This is a genomic window from Paenibacillus silvestris (genome assembly GCF_009882985.1).
In the GTDB taxonomy this organism is placed as follows: domain Bacteria; phylum Bacillota; class Bacilli; order Paenibacillales; family NBRC-103111; genus Paenibacillus_E; species Paenibacillus_E silvestris.
Window position 1 is genome coordinate 517,708 of the sequence record NZ_WTUZ01000010.1, and the last position, 21,084, is coordinate 538,791.

Below are 21,084 nucleotides of genomic sequence, written 5' to 3' on the forward strand. Positions count from 1 at the left end.
CCACCTCCACTGTCACTTCCTCCTCCGCTGGAGGAATCATTGTGGTGATGGTGATTATGGTGGTGGTCGTGATGAGTATGACTATGGTTGTTATGATGATTGTGGTGGTGTCGATCAATATCATGACCAGAAGAATTATTATTAAAGAAATTAGCACTATGATTGTGATGATGGGTAGAGCTACCTCTTCTATTCTTATTACTAAACATGCCAATTAAACAAAAAATAACGAACATAACGATTATAATAACAATTGAATTCATCTAATCAGTCCTTTCAATTACTTGTTACAAATATTTCTATTCTTCACAATAATTAAAAGTCCTCTAAAATTCATCCTTCTGCAACTCCATATCCATCTTAATCAACTTCTTCTGATCCTCTTTCTGTCACCTCCAAATTTCTTGATTGGCTCTTTGTACCGATCCTCCTGATCTTGACGAACATATTAACATCGATGTTTATGTCTACGTACTGACGCTGCCACTCTTCTTTGGTCTTGACTTGCTTGTTCCAATAACCAGGCTGTGTAGCACGAACATATTCACCGAAACCGAAAATGTCGCTGCCATCCATCTGGGTTTGCTGAATGAATTTTTCAAATCCTTGTTTGGCATCTCTCTCGATTTTGACCTCCAATTTTTTAAGGCTTTCGTTGGTAATGCTGAAATGCTTGTCTGATTTCTCCTCTAAATCCCCTTCCATCTGGCAATTTATGTTGACGTGTACTTTTCCATTTTGAATGGTTGTGGTTATTCTTGATGTCCGATGTGTCGCTTTAAATATAACCCTTGTGCCACTCGGTAATTCATGCATAACACTATACCCGCCAGGGTTAATCTCTTTAATCGACATATAATGGCCGATCTGCAGGGCAGTCGAAGTGCCCACCATTTTATCGTCCCGAAAATAAGCTAAACCGGAGAGTTCGATATTGGACTCTTTCTTTAACTGCACATAAGGAACCGAACCTTCCTGTCCTTTAGCCGAAGATTGACTGAAAAATACGCCTAAGAAATTGTTAGGCAGCTTGCCCATTTCCCTGGCATGATCCAAAGTGGCGAGCAAGTAAAGTGTAGGTACCCTTTCCAATTGGGGCATGGCATGCATGATATCCGCTGCCTCCCCTTTCGAGACAACCATCCAGACCGTTCTTCGAACTTGCGGTTGACGGCGAAAGAAATCATTTTCGTTCTGAATCCCTTTTTTAGCAACTGCTTCCGAAAGCACGATGACCCGCAAATGGCCATAGAACAACCGATCTGCGAGCTGCTGCTGTAAATTCATTAAGCAATCTTCAATTGTATATCCAACACTGGATAGTACCCAAACTGGCTTTTCTCCGGATGGACTGCCAGCTTCGCTGCCTGTACCGAGCGGAATCCTTCCTGGAACGGCAATCTGAACCGTAATCCGAAGTAATCTTTTATTTGTTCTAGGATTCAGGTTAAGAATTTGCGTTGCATTGCTGGTTTCCTTCTCATCACCAGGCTTTGCTTCATCAACTCCAATCGCTAGAACGACAGCACGATCTTCAATTTCTAGGCGATCCCAGCATCCCGAAAGCAAAGGAACAATCAACAGAAATACAAGAATCTTTTTAATCAGATTTTGCAACAAGTTGACCACCCCGACTTTTTTTAAAACATCCATCCCCTTCAAAATATTTTTATCCAAATTTAGGATTCTATGCAGTCATATTCCCATCGATAGTGCAGACCCCTTGTCGGGATCGGGTTTTTGTTTTGTTTTTATTTGCTTTAAACAGCATATAGCTGCATTATTTATTGGTTTTATATGGAGTATTGCATTTTTATATTGATTTTCTGCACTTCTACAGCTTACAATTGGTATGACTTTACATTTCATCAAATTTGTTCATGGTTTTTAATTTCCGCTGGCAAACTCATTTTTTTCCTATACGCTCACAACTTGTCACTTGTTGCAAGCACTGTGCGGGGGTCAGTCTGTGGCTCGACTCCTCTGGATAGGTGTGTCTAGCTTTGCGCAGTTTCCGGAGCTGCTGCCACGCGAGAACGTAAGTGATCCAAATGAGCTTAATATACATTTAAATTTGAATCCAATTGAGGAGGATATTTTTATGTTGCAGGTTAAACGTATGATGAGGCGCAGCATTCCAGCCATTTTAGTAATCGCTTTCATGATATTCTTGACAGGAACCTTATCTGCCGCTACAAGTACTGCTGTACGTGAAGGCCTTGCTTTTCAGACAAGCAACTATGGCATCATGGACAAGCCCATAGAGAGCATTCCAACGACCATGGAAGTGTGGGTCAAGTTGCTGCCAAATGTAAATAAGCGTCAAATTATCTTCGGCAATTATAAAGACGGCAGCCAAAACAGTTGGTCGTTAGAGCTAACCGTAGACAATCGACTTCGCTATTGGGAACAATATTATGATGCGCAAGGTACAAGAAGAGACATTAACGATCTATACGTAACAGGTGTTGACGTGGCAACGAATGAGTGGATACTGCTCTCCGTTGTACGCGATGTTGCGAACAAGAAGATTATATTCTATAAGAATGGTACAAAAGTGTTCGAGAGAACCAATGCCACTATTGCACCTAACAATACGCCTTCTTCACTCCCGATGTTTGTAGGTACGGATTACAGAAAAAGTATGTGGCTGAACGGAGAAATATCTGAGATCCGTTTGTGGAATCAGATGCGGACACCCGCACAGATTAGTCAATACGTAACGACTGCGTTGACAGGCAGTGAGCCTGGCTTAGCTCATGCTTGGTTGCTAAGCGATGATACGGGCACTTCGCCAACCACTACTACCTTCAACGATTTCGTAATTACGAATCCGATTAAGATCACAACGGAGGGCTTTCCGCTTGCATTCAAAGCTGCTGGTGTTCGCTTTGCAAACAGCAACATACAATATGCCATGAAAAATAAGCTGCCGGATATCCCGCGATCCTTCGAGGCGGTGATCAAGCTCCCTTCACAAGGTAATCTGGGCGGCGTTATTGCCAGCAATTTCATGGCTGCAGGCTACTATGACTACGATCTGCCTTATGTCAACTTTGAAGTGACCGCAAATGGAGAGCCTAGACTTTATTGGAAGAAGAATTTGAACCACAACACAAATGATCAGGACATCGTCATTACTGGCGTAAATTTGCGTCAGGACAAATGGGTACATGTCGCCATGACGTTCGATGAAACTACGGATAAGGTGAAATGCTATATGAACGGCGTGCTGGTAGCGACTCGAACCAACGCCGCCTTCCAACCGGACATTCCGGCGATGCCGCTTAAGATTGGCGGCGATTATCGTGCAGGAAACACGCAATATTTCAAAGGCGAAATCGCTTCTCTTCGCATGTGGTCAACTGTCCGCACCGAACAACAAATCGGAGCTAACATGGTGACCGAACCTGCGAATCAAGCAGGTTTGCTTGGCAGTTGGCAGTTTAAAGAGATGGTGAATGGCGTCTATGCAGACAAATCGCCGCATAGAAACGATGTTTCGTCATTCGCAGATTGGATTGCCCCTTCACTGGCTCAAGGCGATTACAGTATGGTTGTTCTACCGGATACGCAATTTCTTGCCAAATCGTATCCAAATAAATTCTACAATATGATGAATTGGATTAAGAATAACAAGTCCTCCTATAATATTAAGGCTGTGATGAATTTGGGGGATATCGTGGATGGATGGGACAGTGGGGCACAGTGGCAGGTCGCACAGAATGCTTACAACATCCTGGATGGCGTCGTTCCCTATATGCCTCTGCCGGGGAACCATGACTTTCCAATGCAACTGAACCGCGAAGCCGTTCTTTATAACCAATATTTCCCTTACGCTAAATTTTCTTCTATGCCTCATTTTGGCAGCGCATACAAAGTAGGAGATATGAGCAATGTCTACTATAATGTCACGGTAGGCAACAAGCAATATATGATTTTCAGTCTCGCATATGGACCAAATGAAAGTATTTTGAATTGGGTCAACGAGCAAATTGCTGCGCATCCTGAGAAAAATGTTATTCTTGCGACGCATGCCTATATGTACTGGAACGGGGAGCATCTCTCCAACCAGTACCTTGACTACGCTTCCAAGCAACTTAGCGATGCCAAAAATGGCGACGAGATCTGGAGTGAAGTTGCCAGCAAGCATAAGAATGTCATCTTTGTTTTGTCCGGCCATATCGGTTATCCGGACATCGTTAAGCGGGTAGACACGGGCGTGCACGGCAATCGGGTGAATCAACTGCATACGGATGCGCAAGGCCTGGACTCGCAATACGGTGGATACGCTATGCTGATGCTGCTAACCTTTCATAATGATAGCAACAAGGTAGATATCAACTGGTATTCAGCGGATAAAAACCAATTGTACCGTGAGAAAAATCAATTCTCAATTGACATGGACTATATCTCTCCGTGACCTAGCTGAACGTGAAACCACAACAGCTATTGCGACTTTGTCAGCCTGGGGAGAGCGTCACGCTTTATACACTGCCGCGCGTCGCATAGCTTATATTTCAAGGCTTTTTCCGATTATAGCAGAACCCAACAAAGGCTCTTGCTGTCTACTCACATGAGGCGGCTGCACAAGCAGTCGCCGTTATTATTTTATGGGTCACTATGATTATTCATTTATTGGCAAAATAACTTCCACCATAGTCCCTTTCCCAACTTCACTTTCAATTCGCATAGTCCCCTGATGATTTTGGATGATCCTCATCGAGACCATTAATCCCAACCCTGTTCCTGTTTCTTTTGTAGTAAAAAAAGGATTTCCAATCTTGGATATTTCATTTTGTGGGATTCCATGTCCTGTATCATTAATTCGAATGTGTAGTTCATCGTTCTTTTGCTTGGCTTCTATTGTCACTTGTCCGCCTTTAGGCATGGATTCAATAGCATTCTTCAAAACATTGATAAATACTTGATTGATGCTGCGTTGACACTGAATGAATGGTAAATTGGCATCCAACTCTTTATTTATTTGAACGTTGTACAGGTTTGCTTGTCCTTCAAATAATCGTGTAACGTGATCTAACTCATGTACCACGTCCCTTAATTCAGTTGCCTCCGTTGAAGGTTTAGCTAACACCAAAAGCTCGCTTACAATTTCATTGATTCGATCAATTTCTGATATCATGACTTCATTGCGCATTTTCTTAATACCTTCAATATCCTCTTTCACGTACAATTGCATAAATCCTCGTAAACTAGTCAAAGGATTTCTAATTTCATGAGCGATTCCAGCTGCAAGTTCGCCTACTAAGGAAAGTTTCTCGGACCTGCGGATTAATTCTTCAGATTGCATCCGTTCTGTTATATCACGCCCCATACTGATAACATGTTGAATCTCTCCTGCAGCATTTCTTATTCTCTTAGAGTGCGCTTCTTGCCATATATAATGACCACTTTTGTGCCGAACACGATAAACAAATATTCTGCTATCCGAATTATTATAATAACCGTATTTTAACCAGTTAGAGTTCAAATCTTCTTGATGCCAATAATCGTAGGCAGATGTTCCGATAAGTTCATCTGGCTCATAACCGAGTTGGTTACGGATAGCTGGCGAGACATATGAGATAATACCGCCTGGCGTTAAACGCAAAATAACATCCTGTGAATGTTCGGAAATAAGATTGTGTAGTTCTTCAATCCTCTTGAGCTCTTCTTCCTTCTTTTTTTGTTCTGTTATATTTACAACTTGGGAGATGAGTATGCTATTAGCATTGAATCCCTGTTGGTTCTTAACTATAGTAACATTTAGAAGCCCCCACATTATGGCCCCAGACTTATGAATGTACCTTTTTTCTAATTGGTAACCATCACTTTCACCTTGCACCACTTGGCGCCACAATTCCTGATCTGCTTCTAAATCTTCAGGATGAGTGACAGATGGAACACCAAGATTTATTAGTTCATTTTCACTATATCCTAACATTTTGCAGAAAGAGGGATTAACCTTAAAAAGGCTTCCATCAAAAGTTAAAAAAGCCACTCCGATTGGAGATTTTTCAAATGCATGTAAAAGAAGACTATGATCATTAAAGTGAGATAACATTCGATCCTCCGTGTAAAGCAGTACATAGTTAACCTAACAAGGGCATTATAGCAGTAATTTTCAATTCAGACGAAAAGTTTTTTTGATTTTGGATGCATAAGAATTCCTTCCACTCCAAATGATATGACTACACCAAGAAAAGGAGTGATTTTTTCCATGGCAAACAATAGCACATTAGTGGTTCCTCAAGCAAAAGCAGCTTTAAATCAAATGAAATTTGAAGTAGCTCAACAACTAGGAATTCCTCTTTCACCAGACGGTTACAATGGAAATCTCGCGACTCGCGATGCAGGCTCTATTGGTGGCAGCATTACGAAAAGATTAGTACAAATGGCTGAGCAACAGCTCCAAGGTTTTCAACGTTAAGTTTTTGATGTACAAGTAAGCTTGCAAAAAAAGACTTCTAACCACCTAGCCTCCTCCAGGTGTAATGAAGTCTTTTTATTTTGATACCAACTAACAGTGAAATGGAGATGATGCAGAATGACACAAAAGAATGAGCATGAATCTACAGATGAAAGAAATGATCTTAGTCAGAATTTAACAACAAAAATTTTAGGCACTTCAGGTGAAGTTGAAAATATGAATGACCGCATCAAGGCAGAAACAACACCCGAGACATGCCGCGCAAGTTTAGATGGAAATTAATAGTAGATAAGAGGAATCTATCGTTTATACAAGTTGCCTTGTGGGTTATAATGTCCCCACGAGGCTTTATTCAGTTTATTGAAACTGGAAATTGGTGGAATAAATAGAATAGACTATATATTAGTATATAAATAATTCTTGGAGTTGATAACTTTGACTAAACCCATTTTGTTTTTGTTGGAATTAGTTAGAATAGTTATTTTTCTGGCTATTGGTTATGGAATATTAGGATGGGTAGAACAACTTATTTATTCTCCTTTTAGAATTAAAATTGACAATTACTTTTTATATTATCTGCTTGGTAATTTACTTATCTTATTTATCTTGTACAGAAATGTATTTCAATTTCGAGGCTGGTTTAAATCTGAAAAAAACAAAAAATTACCGCGGACTCTCACCACTTTTCTTTCAATAGCAGCTATATGTCTGCTTTTTTTCCCAATCGTTTGGTAGGAATCCATTCGATAACCAAAACAAAGCCGACTGCTAAGCAGCCGACTCTACTTTATGGTTTAATTTCCGTAATACACATTGAGCCAGTGTACACGGTATATTTGGCGTATGCATTGCCAATGGAATAACTGGAAAAACTCCCTTTATTTCTGGCAAGCCCTTGCTTTTGAAAACTAATAACTGGAAAATTTCCCGTTAATTAGCTCATTCAGCCCTGTTTCCAAGCTCTACCGTCCATATTAACAGGAGAAAATCCATTTATTCATGCTGTAGCTGTGTTACACCACGAAATAGCGGTAGTATTTCCAGTTAATCTGAAGAGGCGCTCCTAAAAGCTCAAAAAAGGCTGTCTCTCGGTCATTAACGACTCAAACTCTAGCATTTCGAACAATCCCCGACATCATTTCTGCATTAGGATAGTCTACATCCCTATAAAGTTCAATTACTCTCTCCGCATCAAAATCAACACGTTGTATCGATGTTTTCAGTTTACCTTCTTCAATTTCAATCAGACCATAAGAAGCTTTAGTGACCCCATCAAACGGAAGCCCAACGCTTCCAACATTCATTAGAACCTTACCATTCAAGTGTCTTATATAAGCTTTATGGATGTGTGCATACACATAGATCTGCGCATCTTGTGAGCTCATCAGGCTGCTCTGCAATCCAGCGTCATCGACGTTTGGCAGGACGATTTCAAATAAACTATCCGGTGTTGCATGGAAAGCGTTTATTCGAATTCCATTGACCTCACAATTAATTGATGTTGGGAGTTTTGCTAAATAGGCAATATCAGATGCTTCAAGTTTGGAAAAGGTCCAATCACGCTCGACGTTCATTAATTCGATCACTTTTTGCGGAACTTCCCCTTCGCGAACGCCGCGGACCACCCACTCGTCTGCATTGCCTTTAATCACTTCAGTATTCAAAGATCGAATTAATTCTAGAGATCGTTTGGGTTCGGGTCCTCGGTAACAAAGATCGCCTAGCACATAAATTTTATCTATTTCATTTTGCTTGATATCGTTTAAAACCGCTTCAAGAGCGACTGCATTTCCATGTATATCTGAAATAAAAGCTATTTTCATCCGCTTTAACCCCCAAAGTAATAATGGTTAAATTTTACCATTCCTTACTTTGCATGTCCACGAGAGTGAGCCGTATTTTGATAAGCAAAAAATGCAAAAAAGCAAAAAGACCACCTCGCGGTGGCTTTCAATCACTTATATCAGCTATGAAGTTAACGATTGCGACGCAACAGCACTACGCCGCTATTTCTCGACGTATTATTCTGATACACCACTCTGAAACCGATATCTGCATCCAGCAAACAGGCAAACGCATTATTTAACAGCCTGCCAGGAGCTAACGTAAACGTACAAGGCGAGGCATTTCCTATCACACGAGAGGCGGTGATTCTGCGCGCAGCACCTGGGGTAAGCGGATTTCTTGCCCAAGTAATCAAAATGAAATCAGGGTTACGAACTGCTTTTGCTCGAGCCATTGTCTTCACCTCTTTATCTTTAGGTACTCTACATTTAATGCGAAGACCAGGGGATTCGAACTAAACGCTTACCTAAAAAAGGCAAATAAAAATAGCCCCCGCGAGAAATTTCCTCATGGAGCTAGTGGACTAGCATCTCGAAAACTCATATGCTATAATAGTCAAACAAGAACGTATATTCTCCTTTTTTCGCATTTATCTTACAGTCAGAAAAGAAGGTATCCAAATCCAATGCAAGATCCTACAATTTTTGAACGTCTACGAGACAAATATGCCGATGAAGACAGGGCGAAGCTCGTTATGCTGCAACTACGAACGTTACTAGAACAAAAGAAAAAGAAGAAGTGGTACCAGAAGCTGAAATTGCCAACGAAAACACAACCAACAAGCTGGAAAGAGTAATCACCCCATAAAAAAGAGACTTTCCACCAGTAGCCCTGACTACTTAGGAAAGCCTCTCTCCTTTTGTTATTTACCTCTTTTTCTCGAATAATACAGTACACCAAGGTAGTGAGCCCCTGTAAATAGAGTCAGAATTCCAAAGAATAGCAAGAATCCGCCCTGGCGGTCACGGAAGAACAACTGCAATACAAACAACGCCAGCGAGATTTCACTCCAGAGAAGCGTTCTTTTTTTGAGCTGCGTCAAGTCAGCTGTGGATTTGCTAATCTTGCGAAGATTCATAAATGTAAGACCTGCAAGTACAATGACTCCTATAACAATCACGAGAATGTAACCTGAACTGCCCGACATGTGACTCCCCCTATTTGCGATGTTCAACTTTATCTTCTTTTAATAGTAAGATATTATATCTAAGATACATGGAATGATGCTAGATGTCTATTTGAAAAAGAAGAGAAGGAGTCTTATATGTCTACGATTGTGTATAAACCAATAGAAACCTCAGATATTCCCGCTTTAATGGAAATTTACAATTACTTCGTTATGAATTCGACCGCTTCTTTTCATACGGAACCTGTTGATATCATCGAGTTCACAGAAAGTGTTATTCATCCGAACCCGCGGTTTCAAACTTTTGTGATTACCTTGGATGGAGAACTCCAAGGCTATGTTCAAGTAATGCCTCACAAGAAAAAGCAAGCTTATGCCACCACTGGAGAAGTGACGATCTATTTGCAGCCTGGTTGCGTAGGCAAAGGGCTCGGCTCGGCCGCCATACAACATATTGAAATGTTCGCGAAAGAACAAGGTTTTCATTCTTTAATCTCTACGATTTGCGCAGATAACAAACCTAGTATTCATATGTTTTCGAAAAATGGCTACACCCAGTGCGCTCACTTTCGCGAGGTTGGTTTCAAATGGGGCAAATTCCTTGATATCGTAACGTATCAGAGAATCATTTGAAATTCTAAGGCGTTAACAGCTGCCAATTCAAGCCTCCATCTTGCGTTTTCCATACATTTCGGGCATCCCAGAGCCAGCCGCTGTTTGATGTAAGGAAGCTAACTTGTAAGCTCTTATCAACCGGCTGGAACGCGGCGGGAAACGCGTGCTGGCTCCATGTTTTGCCGCCATCACTTGTACGAAGCAGTTGCCGCACCTGCTCTTGCGCAAGATTTGTCTGGTTCAACTGCAGCAGCACGAAACCAAGTCCTGCATCTACAAAAGACAGTGCCGTCGGCAGGAGAGGCGTCGACATTTTCCCCGCTTCTTCCCATGATTCCCCGTCTGTCATATGGTAAAACGTTACAACCGCCTTGTTTTTTTCACTTGGACTTGGGAATGAGCTAGAACCAATAAACCATCCCTCTAAGGATGAAAGAAACGTAACGACACCTTCACTTGGCAAAGCGATACGATTTGATGCCAACCAAGTGATTCCCCCATCTTGCGTACGAAGAAGTACCAGATCTTTGCCGTTTCGAATGGCAATCAATCCGTTTTGTCGATCAAAGAACCGGAAAAACACGATCTCCTTCGCTTCCCCAAGCACCGGCAGATCCTTGGCTATCACTTCCCATGTTTGACCTCCATCCGCGGTTAAGCTAAGTTCCGATCCTCGGTCTTTTGATTCATTTGTCAGCAACCATCCTGTTTGAGCATCCAGAAAAGAAAGCCTATTTTGCGCTGGTGAAGTGGCTATTCCACTCTGAGCCTTCCAAGTCATCCCGCCATCGTTTGTTTGCATGAGCGAAGCTTTTCCGTTATCAGACTTGATACCGTAACCTTGCATCTCATCCACAAATGTAATGGCCTTGGTAGCGACACTCTGCTTATGTGCATTTTCATCATGCACTTGTATATTTACTCCAGGAATGACCGATAGTCCGCTAGTTTGCCTGTCTGGTTTATTCGTTTGGTTAGCTGCTGGCAGAGTTGAGGCTTTTTCATGAAAACAACCTGCGCACAGCACAAAAACGATCAAAATCACTATTTTTTTGTTGTTCAGCAGGGTTATCATGTCCTCATCTTCGCTCCTTTCACGTTTTCCGGTTTAAGTATATGTAATGACGGTCTATGACTCCAAATAGTTCATGTCCATGGTTTCCAATAGATGTTATTCCTTTATTTCACAGGATAGGCTGTCCCTTCATTACAAAAGCTAGAGCATATCATAATGCTCGGAGGGATTGCCATGACCACCAAGTGGGTGTGCTCCGCTGCCATCGTTTGCCTGCTAGCTGCTGGATGCGGTGTGCCCAAAAGCAAGCTATATCAAGATCAGCACTCAGCGCAAAATGCACATATCGGTGAGCAAGAAGCAACAATAGAGTCCAGTCTCGATGACAGCGTATTTGATTTTGAACCTTTGCCTAGCCCGAGGAACATAGAAGCATTAACACCAGTGCCGACGACAACACCTCTGGCTACCGTACCACCTAAATCTGCGCCAACGGCCGCGACACCCAGCCCGTCACCTAGAAGCAACCCAAAGAAAGCCGCGCATCCTGAAGGATCCGGTTCTAAGAAGCCCTCCGTTCCCGTTCAAAAAAACTCAGGCCAAGTCCGAATTTCTCAGAAGAAACTTACACTTTCACAACTTGTAGTCAAATATCCAGACACCTTCAAACTGCGCGGATCTGGCCAGGAGAAGAAGGTCGCCCTAACCTTCGATGATGGGCCTGACACAAGGTTTACGCCTAAGGTGCTTGACGCTCTTAAAGCTAGCCAAGTAAAGGCAACCTTTTTCGTGCTGGGTTCACAGGCTAGTACCCACCCTGACATGATTAGACGAATTGTTCGTGAAGGCCATGTCGTTGGCAATCATTCCTACAGCCATGCGAACTTACCAAAATTATCAGTAGACAAATTCCAAAACCAGATAATGAATACGGAAAATGTGCTGCAAGGCTTAATTGGTTACGCCCCTAAGCTTATTCGCCCTCCCTACGGAGCAATTAATGAGGAGCAGGTCAGATGGGTTGCTGACCATCATTATTTAATCGTGAACTGGAATGTCGATTCCCTCGATTGGAAATCACTGAATTCTGAGCAGGTGCTGAGCAATATTATGCAGCAAACGAAGCCCGGTTCTATCATCCTGCAGCACTCGGGTGGAGCTGAAAGCCAAGATTTATCAGGCACCGTTCAGGCCATCGGGCCGTTAATCACGAAGCTCAAGGCAGCTGGCTACACCTTTGTTACTGTACCTGAACTGCTTCACGTAGCCAAAAGCAAATAAACCGAGAAACGCACCCCATAGGGTGCGCTTCCGGCAGTTCTTTCCGCAAAAAAATCACGGAACGAAAGTTCCATGACTTTATCAATGTTCGATTGGTGCAGCAACGGCCGACGGCTTGCATTCCGCACAATAACCAAATATCTCAAACCGATGACTTTGAATTTCAAAGCTCTCCGGCAAATCCTTGACTAGCTTCATCGGGCAAAATTCGAATGTCACCGTCTTCTCGCAACCCACACAGATCATATGGTGATGATGGTGGGACAAGCAGCTCGCTTTAAATTTCAAACCGTCAGCCAAATGAAACTGCTCCAGCACGCCCATCTCACTCAACAGTCGAAGATTGCGGTACACCGTATCGAAACTCACACCTGGATATTTGATTTTCATGTATTCATAAACGTCTTTTGGCGATAAATAACTTCCAGATTCCGCAAATAATGTTGCCAAACTCCTGCGCTGCTCTGTAATTCTCCAGCCCTGCTGAGCCATGGCCTTCAGCATCTCGTCAATCGTATGTGTATGAGTGCCCACTTGCATTACTCCTCTGTCATGAATTGTTCTATTAACATAGTGCAGCAAATTGGCATCCTACGTCAAGTAGCTGACCATCCAGGTTTCGACAATCTCGTCCAATTTGCCTCCCACTCATTATAGCACATAATAGTAATAATTATGATTAATAACGCATTTTCTGACAACAAAAAGAACCCACAGCTTCAAGTGCTGGGATTCTCCTTGAAAATTACACTTATGATTTGGTGTCACTATCGAACATGGATTCCAGTTTCAGCAATGCATCTCGTACGGCATTTCTAGAGAAGTTTTCCCCAATAAATACGGCAACGTCAGGCACCTCGCCTTTTGGCGTAATTTTGACGAAATCCATTTCCCTGTACGCATATTGAAATAAGAACCGGCTTGAAGTATCAGAGAAGCTAAGAATTCCTTTAGCACGATACACCTCTTGGGGAAGCTTACTGACAAACTCTTCGAAAGCGTTACTATCTACGGCTCGTTCAAAAAAATGCGTATACGCCATCACATGACTATGAGAATGATGATGGTGGCTACCGTGCTCGTGCGCATGATCATGTTCATGTTCATGTTCTTCGTGTGAAGTACGACTATCTGCTTCGTGATCATGTGAACCCTGCTCATCAAGCAAATGAATTGCCTCACGTCCCTCTTCTTCGAGCATTTCAACGAGTCTCATATCAATCTGACTAAAAACTGTAAAATGGTTAGTGGCATATGGATTCCATTCGCGCACAAGCGCATCCACTTCCTCAAGTGCTGTTCCCGTCAACAGATCTGTTTTATTCAGAAGAAGCAAGTTCGCGCAGCGGATTTGTTCCTTCATGAGGCGATATGTTTTGCCCCTGCTTGTCCGGTTAAGCTCCAGCAATTGCGGAGCATCTACAACCGTGATGACGGCTTTGAGCTCCACTGGAATAATCAGCGAAGCATCTGTTACTTCATCAATGATTTCCATTGGATTCGCGATACCTGTCGATTCTATGAAAATCAAGTCAGGCTGTTCTCCAGTTACTAGCTCGTGAAGAGCTGTTGCCAGATCGCCTCGACTCGAACAGCAGATACAGCCGCCCAACAGCTCGGACATCGGCACTTCATTTGCAACCAGCTGCCCGTCCAAATTCACTTCACCGATCTCATTCATGATGACGGCTGGCTTTCGACCCGCTTCGGTAAAATGATCAATCGCTTTGGTTAATAAGGTCGTTTTCCCGCTCCCTAGGAAGCCGGATAATAGATAAACGGTAACTCTTTTCTGTGCCATCATCGCCATAACTACCTCCGCTCCTGAATAACTTCGAAGTTCGTAGATAGAATCGGCCATTTCCCTACATGCTGCACGAGAAACGGAAACAGCTTGACCCACAACAAGCTGTTTGTCGGGTCAATTGGCTTGAGCGGAAGCTCTAAGCGGTCATATAGAATACTTGCAGCTTCTTGAGCGAGCGCCATAGCCAGATCCGCTGTTGTGGACAATTCCACGGTTGCCAAACGAGGGAGATAGTAATGACTAATGGATTCAGACAATCGGTGCTCGGATAAGTTGCTTGAAGCCATTATTTCTCCCATTCCCGATTTGACCAAGCCAGCAATTTCCGTATCGAAAGCATGAGGGATGCAATAAATTTCTAGCGCCAAAGCCGCTATGTAAATCTCTTTTATGAGTTCATCTTCTTTATCTTGTGTTAAAACCGGATCCTGTAAATAAGCGGCAACTGCCGGCCTTAGGGTATCCCAGCTATTTTCGATGCTTTTCATTGTAAACTGCAGCATAGCTGCAGCTAGTTCAGCCGGTGTAATTTGTTTTTTTTCCGCATCTTGCATGATAGATTACTCCTCTTTTCTCTCGTTGCTTTTAAAATGAATGATTAACTCAATGATTTCGGAACGGCTCCCTAGACGAACCGGCGGCCCCCACGTACCAAAGCCTGAGGAAACGATGGCGTGCAGATTCCCCTTCTTTAAGTAGCCCCAATCAAGTTCAAAAAGTCTTCTTGTTATGAGGTGATTCGGGCTAATTTGCCCCCTGTGCGTGTGTCCTGAAAGCATGACATCAGCGCCTGCGGCTTCCGCTTTATCTAAATGATACGGCTGATGGTCCATGACAATAATAGGCTGGCCAAGATTAGTCCCCTCGAGTAGCGACGCAAGTGCTCTTCGCCCTTCGGCCGTTCGTTCGGCCGCCTTGTCTTTTCGGCCCACGAGATACAACCGATCTTGGATATGCACAGTTTCATCCATGAGTACACGAATACCGATTTTGTCCATCTGTTCTATGAAGGCAGGAATGTGACCACCAATGTATTCATGATTGCCTAATACGGCATAAATGCCAAGCGGAGCTTGCAGTTCTCGCATCGTTGTACCCATATCATAGCGGATAAACGGTCGAATATCATCATCAATAACGTCCCCTGGCAGAAGTATCAAGTCCGGCTTTAAGCCATTGACATGCTTCACCAGCTTTCGCAAATGACGATTACCCACTATTGATCCCAAATGGATGTCAGAAGCCACGGCGATGCGTAGCTGTTCCCAGTCGCCTGCTTGTTTCGGAATCGTAATCTCATACTTTCTTACAATAGGGCTTCGCGCATTATAGGAACCACGAATCATGACGAGAACAATGATCACTACATCTATCCACCCAAGGATAGGCGTAAATGTAGCAGCAGGTACAGATGCCAGATGAAGCACTCCTGCGGCCAAGTCCGTCAACGGCAGCAGCAGAAAACCGAACTGCATGAGGGCAAACCAGTAAGAACCGACAACTTTCAATACCATTTTCATTCCAGCAGGCAGTACTTTGGAACCGGCCCATGCTAGTAGATACGACAAGGCAACAATCCAGAAGACAACCCAGTATATGCCAGGATGAAACCAAGAACCCAACTGATTCGTTAGAAAGACCTGACCGTGCCAGCCGATGTAACCGTTCAACCCGAAAATAATAGCAAATACAAGCGTGATGCTTAGAACCATACGTATTCTCATTTTACCTCTCCCATTCTCTCAATCCGCCTACAGCAGCAGGCTTAACGGTTCTATGCATAACTCATCATCATTGCGCACGTTGCCCACCCGGCTAGACACGGGGTACGCATACATGTCGTCAGACGGGTATGGCTTCAGCAGCGGGCGCAGCACATCGGTGTTCGTTATGCTGCGGTCCAGCCAAAGCGCTTCTGCCTCGCGCGGTAAAATAACCGGCATGCGCTCATGAATATCAACCATCATTTCGTTCGCTTCCGTAGTAATCACGGTGCAAGTGGATATTCGGGTGCCATCCGGAGATGTCCAGGTGTCATACAGCCCCGCCATACTGAAGACCTCTTTGCTGCGCAGCATAATCCGCATCGGTTGCTTCTGCTTCCCCGTTCCCTTCCAGTCATAGAAGGAATCTGCCGGAATCAAGCAGCGTTTGCGTTCAAAAGGTTTGCGGAACGCAGGCTTGTCCGCAAGCGTCTCCGACCTTGCATTCAGCATCGAATAGCCTAGCTTCTCGTCCTTCGCCCATTCCGGAACGAGCCCCCAGCGCAGCTCGCCTAGCTTATTTTTCTCACCGTCGTGCACGATCGCCATGACTTGCTGACCGGGCGCCACATTGTATTTGGGGCTGTATCTCGCAGGATATTTGTAATAAATATCATACCGCAGCATCAGCTCCTCTATTGTCACGGTTATTGTATAACGTCCGCACATGGCCGCACATCCTTTGCCTTGATATTTCCTAGCGAGAGTCTCTATTTCCCACTTCCCGCTGTCTAACGTTACAATCTCTCTTCTCCATTATGTGAAAAAGAGATACTCACGTCAATTCGCGCAGCCCGAGGAGGGTTTCTCCAGCGGGCTGCGCGTTGCGTCATATCTTCTTTGTGTACATCATGGACTAAGTTTTGAGTTCGTCACCTTTTTTGTACATGCTTGCGACGAAGTGATCAATGTATCTGGCCGTTCGCACGCTCATTTCAGCCCGCATGTAGTCTTTCGCAATAATCAGCGTGTCTTCATGCCCGCGGCAAACATAGCGGTAGTGAATAGCCCGATCATTCTTCTCTTCTTCAAATATTTGAATGCTTCTGTGCATCATTTTCGCTTTGGTTTCACTTAAATCAGCTAGAATTTGGGCTGCAAGCGCGTGGGCAGCGCGTGAATAGAGCTGTCTAAGCGTTTCGGCAGATCTTTCTATCTGGGCGGCCTTTCTTTTGATCATCCCATGCATCAAGGGCAGCAGCACGTAATCTCGCATAATGCCAATGTCCTCCGCTGTAGGACGATTCGCCGGAACAGCTTTGTCGCTGCGCAAATTTTGCAGTGCTTCCCGGTGCTGCGGCAGCATCATCCTGCTGGATTCCCATAAACCGTTCTTTTCCAGTTTCTTACTCATTTATAGTGCCCCCCGATTTTGAGCGCTCTGTTCTGTGCTTGACCGGCTGTCGTGAGCGAGGAAGCCCGCACAATCGCTGCGTTGCCGAAGCGGTCCTTGAGGCTGTCGGTTACTTTCTCAAGCGCCCTCGCCTTGACCTGATCCTCAAAAAGCGTAAGCTGATACGTATCATCATCAACAAATTGGCTGAGCATCACACCGGCACGGCGGACGGGCATCGTGTCCCAGAACTTGTAGAACAACTGCTTAACGGCTTGAAAAACGGTTCTTGTATGATTCGTAGGATCGGGCATCTTCATTTGGCGTGAAAAACCTGTCGGAGCGTCAAATGGACTGCACATGCAGCTAACGGTCACAATGGACGCCATATATCCCTTGCGCCGGCAATCGCGGCATACCTCTTCGGTAAGCTCGAGCAGGATGGTATCCACCTCAGCGGATTCCGCATAGTCCCTAGGGAGAGTCATCATATGGCCTATAGACTTCGGAGGCGTATCAAACGTACCAGGCGTAACTGGACTATCATCCAGCCCATTTGCTGTTCGCCACATCACTTCCGCGTGAATATCGGATTGCTTGCCGAAGCGTGCACGGAATTTGTCCTTGAGCACCGGCAGCGGCGTTCTAGCCACATCACCGATTGTATACATGCCCAGTCTGGCAAAATGTGCGGTCATCCGTGAACCGACACCAAACATTTTACTTACAGGCTGCGCCCATAAATGCTCCTCTACAGCGGGCGGGCGCAGCGTGAAAATGCCGTTTTCATTCTTTTTGGCCCAAATATCCGTTGCAATCTTCGCCAGTATTTTATTCGAGCTAATTCCTATGCGGACCTTCACTCCCGTTTGCTGCAGCACCTTGCGCTGAATCGCCATCGCAATCGTATCTGGGTCCCCGAAAATAGGCAAGCTTGCCGTAATGTCTAGAAACTGCTCATCAATACTGAAAACCTCTACGAGATCGGTAAATTCTTCGTATATTTTAGTAATCATAAGTGAAACATCAATGTAATGCTGCATGCGTGGGCGCATAACGACCAGTTCCGGACATTTCTTGAGAGCTTCCCCAAGCCGCTCGGCTGTGGAAACACCAAATGATTTGGCGATGGGACAAGCAGCCAGAATGATACCTGAACGCAAAGCAGGGTCTCCGGCGACCGCAACCGGTTTATCCCTGACTCCCGGATAATCCGCCTTCTCTACACTTGCGTAGAAGCTCTGGCAATCCGCCAGAAATATCGTCCGCTCCTTCCCTTTATTCACCGTAATCCCCCCCGCATATTCATCAGCGTAGTCATGAGTTCTGCTTTAACTAAGCTGCGAAGCATCGTGAAGTGATGGATGTAGCCTCGGACTTTGTACTCTACGTTAATCCCTAAGGCATTCATTTCGGTATGAATCACTTTAATATCTCTTTTCTTCATAACACTCTTAATACTTTGTAATTGAGGATAAATGGCGGTCTCCACCTCTCTGAGGTAAAAAAGAATATGATTGTACACAATTTTATCCTTATAAACCTTGAGTTCCTCCATATCCCTTGCCAACATATCGAGTAAAATGGGCAGCAGCGTATATTCCTTAATAATTTGAACATCCTCTTCTGTCTCAATTCTTCCATGAACACTCATATTTTCCACCACCATATGCGAACATATATTCGTGTTACTTATTATATACCGAACACGTATTCGTTATGCAAGTGGTTTTTTTGGAAAGTAAAAAAATACCACCTGACTAGGTCGCTTAGACCTTGCAGGCGGCATTTTTGGGCTAACTTATCGAAACATGGACCACAGTTTAATCAAGTGAAACGTGTTCGAGGGATCGATTTTTTGAGAAAGAATGAACTCCAAAATCTGATTCGTCTGAAATCCGGTCAGGTTCTCGCCGAGAATGCCAGAGGCTATCCCAATGAGCTGTGTGACCTTCGTACGATTCTGCAAATCAGCTTTCGTAACGCTTTGCAGCAGCATGATAAGGCGTTCCTTAATCACTGGGTTTCTTAATTTGAACTTGACTCGCTCAATCAACGCAGGATCGATGCCATACAGCTGATAACTCATGTTCGTACCTCCGATGTCCCGTCATGCTTTATACATATGAGGGAACGAACACAAACTTGACTACATATAAATGGCGATCAGAATAACACAGATACAATTCAGCGCTACAAGCAGCGGCATGCCAATAACGAATGAGGTGTGCTTCGTCTTATGCCGCCAAACCCGCATGCCAAGCCAACCGCCGATTCCGCCACCGAGTGCAGCAAACATAAACAGCCGTTTCTCCGGGACTCGGCGGCCGCCTTTTTTGGCTTGCCCCTTGTCGTGACCCATTTCTATGAAAGTAATGATATTCATCAGCAGTAAATATACAAGAAAATAAGTCAAATGATGGCACCTTCGTTTCCAAAATAATAATAGAACTACTATTATCTTAAAATCGAATGGGGGCGTGGTCAAATGTTAATTTAAAAATTAAAGTAACGTAAGCTCCACAACAGTCGCTCTCTTATCCGGAAGCGGATAGCTGGAGTGTTCTGGTCTACCGAAACTAATGAACGCATCCTCCGGGTACTGAGCAGCATTCCAAGGGCGGCTTAGGAACACCTCGGAGCCATCCGATAGCAGCCTAGCTTTCTTCACTTTACCAGCCAAACCGTTCAAGTTAATGGGACCTACACTTTCTTCGAACAAGTGGGCATAGAGCAGATTGCCCTTTTGCGTGTACCTGCCCCATTCCGGCTTCGGCCAAGCGGCTTGCCCACAGCCATAAATGCTGTTCCCATTTTTTTGCACCCAGTCGCCAATCTCTGACAAAATGTCCAATGACTCCTGTGGAATCTCGCCGAGCGCATTAGGACCAACATTCAAGAGCAAATTACCATTTTTGCTGACGCACTCTACCAGTTTTCGAATGACGGTGGTCGGGGATTTATACTGGAAATCCTGAGCTGCATAGCCCCAGTTATTATTCAGCGTGATACAAGCCTCCCATGGAATGGGATTGCCCTCATGATCCGTCACACCTTGCGGTGGAATGATTTGTTCCGGTGAAGCAAAGTCGCCCGAATAGCTAAGTGGATTGTTCGTATAAATACTTCCGCCCTCTTCACCGCTCGCGTCCAATCGGTTGTCTACAATGACATGCGGCTGCAGAGACCGAATCATCGCCATCAGCTCTGTTGCTTTCCAGGTCTCCCCCTTCATCTGATCATAGGAGAAATCAAACCACATGATGTCCAGCTTGCCATAATTCGTGAGCAGTTCTTTGACTTGCCCATGCATATAGGCCAAATATCGGTCGAACGTCTCTGGATTTCTTGCATAGCTCTCGTTCCCCCGCATCGGATGGTGACGATCTCCATAAGCCGGGTAGTCCTCATGATGCCAATCAATTAACGAATAATAGAGCCCCACCTTCAAACCTTCCGCCCGAAAAGCTTCAATAAATTCGCGCACTAAATCTCGCCCAGCCTTGGTGTTCGTTGATTTATATTCCGTGAGAGCGCTATCAAATAAGCAAAAACCATCATGATGTTTTGCCGTCAATACCGCATACTTCATGCCTGCTTGCTTGGCTGCACGCGCCCAAGCTTTAGGATCATAACGAACAGGATCAAAGTCATCGAAATACGTTTGATAGTCCTCTACCGAAATACGCTCCGCATTGCGCACCCATTCTCCCCTAGCTGGAATAGCATACAGTCCCCAGTGAATGAACATACCGAATCGATCCTGCAAAAACCACTGAGTGCGCTCTGTTCGTTCTTGAATAATCGGATTTGTCATTTCCTACACACCTTTCGCAATTAAAATGCTAGGCGCTCCCAAGGTCCTCTTT

Annotated in this window: 25 protein-coding genes; 8 read left to right on the forward strand and 17 right to left on the reverse strand. The window is 44.3% G+C overall.

Going from position 1 to position 21,084, the window contains the following annotated elements; translation table 11 throughout:
• The first annotated feature begins 41 nt into the window (after nt 1-41).
• On the forward strand, nt 42-218 hold the full coding sequence (locus tag GQF01_RS05805) for a hypothetical protein (RefSeq protein WP_161405886.1): 177 nt from the start codon (nt 42-44) through the stop codon (nt 216-218).
• A 142-nt stretch (nt 219-360) separates the two neighbouring features.
• Here GQF01_RS05805 and GQF01_RS05810 read toward each other — a convergent pair whose 3' ends face one another.
• Complete coding sequence (locus tag GQF01_RS05810) at nt 361-1,620, reverse strand: Ger(x)C family spore germination protein (protein ID WP_161405887.1); 1,260 nt, start codon at nt 1,618-1,620, stop codon at nt 361-363.
• Nucleotides 1,621-2,101: 481 nt separating this feature from the next.
• Between GQF01_RS05810 and GQF01_RS05815 the strand changes: the two genes are divergently transcribed.
• A complete protein-coding gene (locus GQF01_RS05815) occupies nt 2,102-4,423 on the forward strand; it encodes a LamG-like jellyroll fold domain-containing protein (RefSeq protein WP_161405888.1) in 2,322 nt (773 codons plus the stop codon).
• Nucleotides 4,424-4,627: 204 nt separating this feature from the next.
• Here the strand turns inward: GQF01_RS05815 and GQF01_RS05820 are convergent, their stop codons facing one another.
• Entirely contained in the window at nt 4,628-6,064 is a 1,437-nt protein-coding gene (locus GQF01_RS05820; protein ID WP_161405889.1) for a PAS domain S-box protein, read from the reverse strand.
• Nucleotides 6,065-6,187: 123 nt separating this feature from the next.
• On the opposite strand from GQF01_RS05820, the gene GQF01_RS05825 reads away from it, so the two are divergent.
• From GQF01_RS05825 to GQF01_RS05835, 3 genes are all read left to right on the forward strand, one after another.
• Nucleotides 6,188-6,430, forward strand: coding sequence for an alpha/beta-type small acid-soluble spore protein (locus tag GQF01_RS05825; RefSeq protein ID WP_328803400.1), 243 nt, complete (start codon nt 6,188-6,190; stop codon nt 6,428-6,430).
• Between the two features lie 117 nt (nt 6,431-6,547).
• A complete protein-coding gene (locus GQF01_RS05830) occupies nt 6,548-6,712 on the forward strand; it encodes a hypothetical protein (protein ID WP_161405890.1) in 165 nt (54 codons plus the stop codon).
• 153 nt (nt 6,713-6,865) lie between these two features.
• Entirely contained in the window at nt 6,866-7,165 is a 300-nt protein-coding gene (locus GQF01_RS05835; protein WP_161405891.1) for a hypothetical protein, read from the forward strand.
• Between the two features lie 368 nt (nt 7,166-7,533).
• Here the strand turns inward: GQF01_RS05835 and GQF01_RS05840 are convergent, their stop codons facing one another.
• Nucleotides 7,534-8,253 (reverse strand): metallophosphoesterase family protein, encoded by a 720-nt coding sequence (locus GQF01_RS05840; protein WP_161405892.1) that lies wholly within the window; start codon nt 8,251-8,253, stop codon nt 7,534-7,536.
• 152 nt (nt 8,254-8,405) lie between these two features.
• Nucleotides 8,406-8,669, reverse strand: a complete 264-nt coding sequence (locus tag GQF01_RS05845) for a hypothetical protein (RefSeq protein ID WP_161405893.1) — start codon at nt 8,667-8,669, stop codon at nt 8,406-8,408.
• Between the two features lie 231 nt (nt 8,670-8,900).
• On the opposite strand from GQF01_RS05845, the gene GQF01_RS05850 reads away from it, so the two are divergent.
• Complete coding sequence (locus GQF01_RS05850; protein WP_161405894.1) at nt 8,901-9,071, forward strand: hypothetical protein; 171 nt, start codon at nt 8,901-8,903, stop codon at nt 9,069-9,071.
• A gap of 66 nt (nt 9,072-9,137) precedes the next feature.
• Here GQF01_RS05850 and GQF01_RS05855 read toward each other — a convergent pair whose 3' ends face one another.
• Nucleotides 9,138-9,422 carry a hypothetical protein gene (locus GQF01_RS05855; RefSeq protein WP_145656621.1) on the reverse strand — a complete coding sequence of 95 codons (285 nt, stop codon included), beginning with the start codon at nt 9,420-9,422 and terminating at the stop codon, nt 9,138-9,140.
• A gap of 117 nt (nt 9,423-9,539) precedes the next feature.
• Here GQF01_RS05855 and GQF01_RS05860 point away from each other — a divergent pair, with 117 nt between their 5' ends.
• Nucleotides 9,540-10,034 carry a GNAT family N-acetyltransferase gene (locus GQF01_RS05860; protein WP_161405895.1) on the forward strand — a complete coding sequence of 165 codons (495 nt, stop codon included), beginning with the start codon at nt 9,540-9,542 and terminating at the stop codon, nt 10,032-10,034.
• A 4-nt stretch (nt 10,035-10,038) separates the two neighbouring features.
• Here GQF01_RS05860 and GQF01_RS05865 read toward each other — a convergent pair whose 3' ends face one another.
• Complete coding sequence (locus GQF01_RS05865) at nt 10,039-11,061, reverse strand: WD40/YVTN/BNR-like repeat-containing protein (protein ID WP_161405896.1); 1,023 nt, start codon at nt 11,059-11,061, stop codon at nt 10,039-10,041.
• A 204-nt stretch (nt 11,062-11,265) separates the two neighbouring features.
• On the opposite strand from GQF01_RS05865, the gene GQF01_RS05870 reads away from it, so the two are divergent.
• Complete coding sequence (locus GQF01_RS05870; protein ID WP_161405897.1) at nt 11,266-12,312, forward strand: polysaccharide deacetylase family protein; 1,047 nt, start codon at nt 11,266-11,268, stop codon at nt 12,310-12,312.
• A gap of 81 nt (nt 12,313-12,393) precedes the next feature.
• Here GQF01_RS05870 and GQF01_RS05875 read toward each other — a convergent pair whose 3' ends face one another.
• The 11 genes from GQF01_RS05875 to GQF01_RS05925 form a co-directional block, all read right to left on the reverse strand.
• Nucleotides 12,394-12,852, reverse strand: coding sequence for a Fur family transcriptional regulator (locus GQF01_RS05875; protein WP_161405898.1), 459 nt, complete (start codon nt 12,850-12,852; stop codon nt 12,394-12,396).
• 211 nt (nt 12,853-13,063) lie between these two features.
• Complete coding sequence (locus GQF01_RS05880) at nt 13,064-14,122, reverse strand: CobW family GTP-binding protein (RefSeq protein ID WP_328803401.1); 1,059 nt, start codon at nt 14,120-14,122, stop codon at nt 13,064-13,066.
• A 2-nt stretch (nt 14,123-14,124) separates the two neighbouring features.
• Nucleotides 14,125-14,673 (reverse strand): hypothetical protein, encoded by a 549-nt coding sequence (locus GQF01_RS05885; protein ID WP_161405899.1) that lies wholly within the window; start codon nt 14,671-14,673, stop codon nt 14,125-14,127.
• 6 nt (nt 14,674-14,679) lie between these two features.
• Nucleotides 14,680-15,843, reverse strand: a complete 1,164-nt coding sequence (locus GQF01_RS05890; protein ID WP_161405900.1) for a metallophosphoesterase — start codon at nt 15,841-15,843, stop codon at nt 14,680-14,682.
• 27 nt (nt 15,844-15,870) lie between these two features.
• On the reverse strand, nt 15,871-16,551 hold the full coding sequence (locus GQF01_RS05895) for an SOS response-associated peptidase (protein ID WP_161405901.1): 681 nt from the start codon (nt 16,549-16,551) through the stop codon (nt 15,871-15,873).
• Between the two features lie 187 nt (nt 16,552-16,738).
• Nucleotides 16,739-17,236 (reverse strand): hypothetical protein, encoded by a 498-nt coding sequence (locus GQF01_RS05900; RefSeq protein ID WP_161405902.1) that lies wholly within the window; start codon nt 17,234-17,236, stop codon nt 16,739-16,741.
• On the reverse strand, nt 17,233-18,501 hold the full coding sequence (locus tag GQF01_RS05905; RefSeq protein WP_161405903.1) for a DNA polymerase IV: 1,269 nt from the start codon (nt 18,499-18,501) through the stop codon (nt 17,233-17,235). The genes GQF01_RS05900 and GQF01_RS05905 overlap by 4 nt, the downstream gene beginning before the upstream one ends.
• On the reverse strand, nt 18,498-18,869 hold the full coding sequence (locus GQF01_RS05910; RefSeq protein ID WP_161405904.1) for a hypothetical protein: 372 nt from the start codon (nt 18,867-18,869) through the stop codon (nt 18,498-18,500). Before GQF01_RS05910 ends, GQF01_RS05905 begins: the two co-directional genes overlap by 4 nt.
• 147 nt (nt 18,870-19,016) lie before the next feature.
• Entirely contained in the window at nt 19,017-19,304 is a 288-nt protein-coding gene (locus GQF01_RS05915) for a stage VI sporulation protein F (protein ID WP_161405905.1), read from the reverse strand.
• A 60-nt stretch (nt 19,305-19,364) separates the two neighbouring features.
• Entirely contained in the window at nt 19,365-19,631 is a 267-nt protein-coding gene (locus GQF01_RS05920; RefSeq protein ID WP_145656647.1) for a DUF1294 domain-containing protein, read from the reverse strand.
• An 87-nt stretch (nt 19,632-19,718) separates the two neighbouring features.
• On the reverse strand, nt 19,719-21,032 hold the full coding sequence (locus tag GQF01_RS05925) for an alpha-L-fucosidase (protein ID WP_161405906.1): 1,314 nt from the start codon (nt 21,030-21,032) through the stop codon (nt 19,719-19,721).
• Between the last annotated feature and the right edge of the window lie 52 nt (nt 21,033-21,084).